The organism is Streptomyces chiangmaiensis, assembly GCF_036281785.1.
GTDB classification, from domain to species: Bacteria; Actinomycetota; Actinomycetes; order Streptomycetales; family Streptomycetaceae; genus Streptomyces; species Streptomyces chiangmaiensis.
Map to the genome: position 1 here is coordinate 1 of NZ_JAYWVC010000322.1, position 6,098 is coordinate 6,098.

The window sequence follows — 6,098 nt, forward strand, 5'->3', positions numbered from 1 at the left end:
TGGAGACGAGTCCGGTGGAGGAGTTCAGGGGGGCGAGCTGATTGTTCGTCACATCAGTGGTGACCGCACCGGAGCAGGATGTGTCGGCGAACGAGGACGGAGCGTGGGCGTTCTTCCACAGGTAGGGGTAGGCACTGAAACTGCGGTGGCAGTTACCGCTCGAACTGTCGTAGTTCCCTGCGCCGTTGCCTGCTGAGTACGAGTCCCCCAGCGCGACGTACGAGGGTCCGGCAGCCTGTGCCGGACCGGTCATCACCAAGCTGAACATCAACGCGAGGCTCAGCGTGGCAAGGGCTGAAAGCGACTTGATGCGTCTCACGAGACCTCCCTGAGCGGGAAAGCTGGCACTCATTGGTACAACAGGCAACCACTCAAGGGAAGTGTCCATGTCAAAGATTCTTCCCGCGTAGATACACCCTTCGCGCCGTGGGGGTCGGGGGTTGGACCAGACCGCAGAAAGGGTCTTGGTCAAGGCCTTACGAGCCCTTCAAACCTGTCAACCGCGGTCAGACATTGACGCTGCGTCAGCCAGGCCGACGCACCACGCTGCGGTCCGACGCACCGGTCGTGCGGGCACCGGACGGGCATCACTGATCCGCTCGCGATGATCCGCCGAGCGTAGATGCGCGAGAACTTCCGCTGCCCGTGAGGGTCTGGATGACCGGCCGCCGCCCCCACACCCCGCCACACCCGTGAGCCGGGTGGCGAAGCGGCAGAGACAGCGGCAGTACGAAAGAATCCGCTAGGCACCCTCACCGGGGCCGATACGGGAAGGAACTCCTTATGAACGAGCGGGACGAGCACTTCGATGTCGTCGTACTCGGAGCGGGCCCTGGCGGATACGTGGCCGCGATCCGCGCTGCCCAACTGGGCAAACGCGTCGCCGTTGTCGAGGAGAGGTACTGGGGCGGCGTCTGCCTGAACGTGGGCTGCATCCCCACCAAGGCCTTGCTCCGCAACGCCGAACTGGCGCACATCGTCACCCGCGAGGCGAAGACCTTCGGCATCAGGGTGGACGGTCAGGTCTCGTTCGACTACGGCGAGGCGTACCGGCGCAGCCGCCGCGTCGCCGACGGCCGGGTCAAAGGCGTGCACTACCTGATGAAGAAGAACCAGATCACGAAGATCGACGGCCGCGGAACCTTCCTGGACTCAAACACCCTCCGGGTGGCCGGCGCTGACGGCTCCGCCCGCACCGTCCGTTTCGACCACTGCGTCATCGCAACCGGAACCACCCCCAAGCTGCTGCCCGGCACGCGACGCTCGGCGCGTGTGGTGACGTACGAGGAGCAGATCCTCGCCGAGGACCTACCGCAGTCGATCATCATTGCGGGGGCGGGCGCCATCGGTATCGAGTTCGCCTACGTCCTGCACAACTACGGCGTGAAGGTGACCGTGGTCGAGTTCCTGGACCGGATCGCCCCGTTGGAGGATGTCGAGGTCTCCGCCGAGCTGGCGCGCCAGTATCGCAAGCTGGGCATCGACGTGCTCGCCTCCACCCGCGTCGACGCCATCGACGAGTCCGGTCCGCAGGTGCGCGTCACGGTCACCGCCAAGGACGGCTCCCAGCAGGTCCTGGAGGCCGACAAGGTACTCCAGGCGATCGGCTTCGCACCGAACGTCAGCGGCTACGGCCTCGAGAACACCGGCGTGAAGGTCACCGAGCGTGGAGCGATCGACGTCGACGGCCGCTGTCGCACCTCCGTTCCGCACATCTATGCCATCGGCGACGTCACCGCCAAGCTGATGCTCGCGCACGCCGCCGAGGCGATGGGTGTGGTCGCGGCCGAGACCATCGCGGATGCGGAGACCATGGAGCTGGACTATGTGATGATCCCGCGTGCCACGTACTGCCAGCCGCAGATCGCCAGCTTCGGCTACACCGAGGCCCAGGCCCGCGAGCGGGGTCACGACGTGAAGGTGGCGAAGTTCCCGTTCAGCGCCAACGGCAAGGCGCACGGTCTCGGCGACACGACGGGCTTCGTCAAACTGATCAGCGACGCCAAGTACGGCGAGCTCTTGGGCGGCCACCTCATCGGCCCGGACGTCACCGAGCTGCTGCCCGAACTGACCCTGGCCCAGCAGTGGGACCTGACCGTCCACGAGGTGGCCCGCAACGTGCATGCCCACCCGACCCTCGGCGAAGCGGTCAAGGAGGCGGTGCACGGACTTGCCGGGCACATGATCAACTTCTAGCCGAGGAGGGTCGACGGCCGGACGGTCAGCCATCCGCGCACACCTACGGGACGGAGCCGCTGTCCGAAGCCGGGCTCGGCAATGGTTCCGTCCGCGGGCCTGCACTCCTCGGCCCGTGACCGTCACGGCTCAGCGGAAGATGGCGACGGGGTCCAGCGTCAGCTCCCCCGTGCGGCGGTTCCACGTCCGCACCTTGCCCAGGCAGCGGGCCTGGAACTCACCGCTGAAGTATTCCTCGTCCTGAAACTCCTCCCGGACCCCGGCGGCCTCGCAGGTGATCCTCACATGGGTGGGCGGGCCCTGATCTCCGTAGTCGGCACGCAGCACGATCTCGCCGTTCTCGCCGCCTTGGGCGGTGAACCGGCCCGTGACAGAGACGAATTCCGACATGACGGCGGTCAACGGCACCCGGTCCGACAAGCCCTGGTCGCGCAGGGATTCTGCGAGCGCCCGGTTGGGGACGAGCAGACCCGTGGTGAGATCGACGTCCACCACCACGTCCTCCTTGCGCATCGTGTCCATGAGCAGCCGTATCACCGTGATGGGGGTGCTCTTCTGGATGTATGCGGTGACGCGCTCCTTGGTGACGTCCCGACGCGCTCCCGCGCTGCCGAACCCCAGCTTCCCCCACAACCCCAGGCCGCCCGTGACATTGATCCGGTCGGCGACCTCCTGTTCCAGGGCGGCCGAGAACCCGCCTGTCTGATACAGGCCCATGACCCGCTTCTCGTGCAGGAAGAAGCACATGCCGTGCACGGTGCGACCGCTGCGCCGGCGCCGTCGGCGCAGCCATCCCTGGCGCACGAGCGCATGGCGGATGAGTACGGCCCAGCAGACCACCGTCACGCACCAGACGATCAGCCACGGCCACCACAGGCCCCACCACTGACGGTCAATGACAGCCACGGATCTCCTTGAACGCGTCGGAGAGCGAGGAGAGGTTCGCGTCGACCATGCGGCCGCCGGTCGCCGCGGCGGCCCGCTTCAGAGAGTCCGGGTCCGCCTCTCCGAAGTGGACGGGGAAGGTGGGCACCGCTGCCACGGCGGCGCCCAGTTCGCGATGGCGGCGGAGGAACTCCCCATAGGCCATGCCGGCGTTGTTCTCGCCGTCCGTCATCAGCACGATCGACACCGGGCGTCCCGGATCCTCCCGTACGGCGGCGGTGGCGATGCGGTAGCCCCGTTCCAGGGCCGACCAGACGGCGGTCGAGTCGTCGAAACCGCCTTCGGCAACGGTTCTGTCGAGGGTCCGCAGATCCTCTTCGCCGCGTACGGTCACCGTGCGCTCCTGCAGCACACGGCCCCCGAATCGGACCACCGTCAGCCGCTCGCCCCGGTAGAAGCGGGTGAACTTGCCGGTGGCGGTGTCGTCGGCGCCGCTGAGCCCGGCGAAGGCTGCGCGCAGATTCTTCATGCGCTCGCCGCGCATGGAAGTGGAGAAGTCCAGCTGGAACACTACCTGGTCGGCCGTTCTGCGGCGTGGATCCCCGTAGTCGGTGACCAGTTGGTCCACGATGGACAGGCGGTCAGGGTAGGACAGAGCGTTGCCGACGGGTACCCGCAGCCGTGGGGCAGGCTCGACGTCCTGGTTGACCGGGCGCCGGTGGGTCCGTTCCATCAGCTTCTTCTGGACGTCGGCGCTCAGCAGCCAGGCCACCACCTTCCTGTACGCGGAGCGCTTTACGGGATCGAGGAGCAGCAGGGGAAAGTCGGACAGCACCATTCCGTCGTCGGGATGGACGATCTTCAAGGGTTCGTGCAGCTTGCCGCTTGCGTTGAGGGACAGCAACTCGGACTCGTGCGCGATCAGCGCGTTGGTGTCGTCCTGATGGCGTGGGTAGGTGCCGATCAGCTCCCGTGAACTGGGCGCGGTGAGGCTCTGGCCGGAGCGGAATCCACGCAACCGGTCGCAGGAGATGTCCTGTTCACGCAGCGCACTCCCGGTACCGGCGGCCGCCGTCGCGACTCCGACCAGCGCGGCCCGCCCCGTGTCGCTGCGCCGCGGGTCCGCCATCCCGAACCGTACGGCGCCCTCGGCGGCAGCGTCCGCGACGTCCGCCCACGAGATCCGGCCTCCGGGCGCACGCTCGCGCAGCTCGTCCGCCACCGAGGTGGCGAGACCGACCACTACGGGCGAGCGCATGATCGGGGTGGACTCGGGCCGGGTGGGACGGCCGCCGGACTCCTCCAGGCGCAGCAGGAACGAGCGGTCCGAGGCGAGCCATGCCAGGGCGTACGCCGAGCGGCCGGAAGCGGGCGGCTGGCCGGCGAGGTCCGCGGTCGCCGTGTAGTCGATGTCCAGCTCGACCCCGGTGTCCGTCTTCAACTCGCCCAGGAGCGGGGCCACATCGGCGAGCTCGGGGCTCGCAAGGACCCGGAGAGTGACGGTCTCCCCCTCGTCGCTGCAGGAGTTCAGGGTGCCGAGGACAACCAGTGCCAGCACGGCCGCCAGGGTGCGTAAGAACCGGGTCACGGCACGTCCTGCACGGGGAGCGGGCAGTTGCCCACGTAGTTGATGATCTCCTCCAGGACGTCGAGGTCGGGTTCGTAGACCTTGGTCTGGTCGCGGTTGGGTGTGGGAACCTGGATGCCGCGATCGCGCAGATAGGTGTTCAGTCGCTCGCTGGTGCCGTCCTCGCCGTTGAAGCGGATGCGGAATCCCAGTTCGAGGGCGCGCTCGCGCAGGTCCTCGTCGTCGGCGATGAGCTGGATCAGGCGGTCGCCCCGGTCGGTCAGGGAGATCAGCTGCGGCTCGGTGAGGGCGTACGGCTTGGGGTAGAGCAGGACACGGTCCGTGTCCTGTTTCCCGTACTTGTCGCGGTACGCCAACTGGTGGGCGAGGTATTGGTGCTCGTAGATCAGGCTGATCGGCGCGATGCTCTCGCCCAGGTCGGAGAAGTAGCTGTCGGCCTGTTCGTCGGCCCACATGCCCTGCAGGTTGATCATGGGTTTGATCCGCTGGGCGAGGTCGTGCACGGCGGCGTCCGCACCGTTGGGGTTGCCGGTGTCTTCGGTGCCCGGTGTGCGGTCTCCGTTCGCGACGAAGGCCAGGATGCTCAGATAGGTACCTGCAGAGTTGGATTCGCAGACGCTGGAGGTGCGTACCAGGAGTCGGCCGCTGTTGCTGCGGTGGTGGCTGACCGTCTGGAAGCCGATACCGTTCCAGGTGTCCGCTTCCCTGCCGGAGCCGTCCTTCCTGGTGGTCCGGTCGTCCTTGCCGTCCAGGAGGCGCATGAACTTGCGCATGTCGAGGTCGTAGTAGAGCGTCTTGCCGCCGTTCAGGGACTGCTGTCGCTCCGCCACCCCGGCGCTCACCAGGGTTTCCGCGTAGTCGCGGAAGGTGCCCAGAACCAGCGGGGTGACGAAGGGGCGTGCGGAGCGCACCGAACGGTTCTGCCGGTCGAGGATCAGCTTCGCCGCAGGCTGACCGGAGGGAAACACGACGTCGACGTCCTTCAATGAGGTGGTGGCGATGCCGCGGGAGCCGAGCCGGTGGATGTCGACCCGTATCCCGTGCTCCAGTAACAGGCGCTGTACTTCGGGGTCTTTGAAGTAGTCCGACTTGGAGGCCATCTTGGCCTCGATCGTGGTGATGTGTTCGAAAGGCCTCAGCGCGTTGCCCGAGACGAGCAAGGAGAAAAGCCCCGCCAGCGCCAGGGGCAGCGCGACGGCGACATGACGTGGGATGCGGCGGCGTTTCACACGACGGGTGGTGAGTCGCGGTTCCTCGATCGCGCGTGCTCCGGCGTCCGTCAACGGCCCTCCTGTCACTCAAGGGGTGAGGATCATCGAGGAATGAGTCGAACGTCCGCTGCCAGAAGCGTCACTTCCAGTCGAACGCAGGGTGAACGCGTCAGACCTACCATGATGTGCACGGGCTGTCACCAGGGTGAGTGTAGGCT

At 67.0% G+C, this 6,098-nt stretch carries 4 protein-coding genes and 1 pseudogene; 1 reads left to right on the forward strand and 4 read right to left on the reverse strand.

Annotated features, from left to right (window positions below; all coding sequences use genetic code 11):
* Positions 1-319: pseudogene (locus VXC91_RS41290) on the reverse strand (lipase); the annotation flags it as partial.
* Between the two features lie 464 nt (positions 320-783).
* Here VXC91_RS41290 and lpdA point away from each other — a divergent pair.
* The gene (gene lpdA / locus VXC91_RS41295) at positions 784-2,196 is read left to right on the forward strand and encodes a dihydrolipoyl dehydrogenase (protein ID WP_329512502.1); all 1,413 of its coding nucleotides are present in this window, start codon (positions 784-786) and stop codon (positions 2,194-2,196) included.
* A 129-nt stretch (positions 2,197-2,325) separates the two neighbouring features.
* On the opposite strand, the gene VXC91_RS41300 is transcribed toward lpdA, so the two are convergent.
* The 3 genes from VXC91_RS41300 to VXC91_RS41310 are packed head-to-tail and all read right to left on the reverse strand — an operon-like array spanning position 2,326 to position 5,952.
* A complete protein-coding gene (locus VXC91_RS41300) occupies positions 2,326-3,102 on the reverse strand; it encodes a hypothetical protein (RefSeq protein WP_329512503.1) in 777 nt (258 codons plus the stop codon).
* The gene (locus VXC91_RS41305) at positions 3,089-4,669 is read right to left on the reverse strand and encodes a VWA domain-containing protein (RefSeq protein WP_329512504.1); all 1,581 of its coding nucleotides are present in this window, start codon (positions 4,667-4,669) and stop codon (positions 3,089-3,091) included. Before VXC91_RS41305 ends, VXC91_RS41300 begins: the two co-directional genes overlap by 14 nt.
* Positions 4,666-5,952, reverse strand: coding sequence for a hypothetical protein (locus VXC91_RS41310; protein WP_329512505.1), 1,287 nt, complete (start codon positions 5,950-5,952; stop codon positions 4,666-4,668). Before VXC91_RS41310 ends, VXC91_RS41305 begins: the two co-directional genes overlap by 4 nt.
* Between the last annotated feature and the right edge of the window lie 146 nt (positions 5,953-6,098).

Coding starts and splice junctions, on each gene's coding strand:
- lpdA (WP_329512502.1), top strand. CDS start 784: ATGAACGAGCGGGACGAGCACTTCGATGTCGTCGTACTCGGAGCGGGC.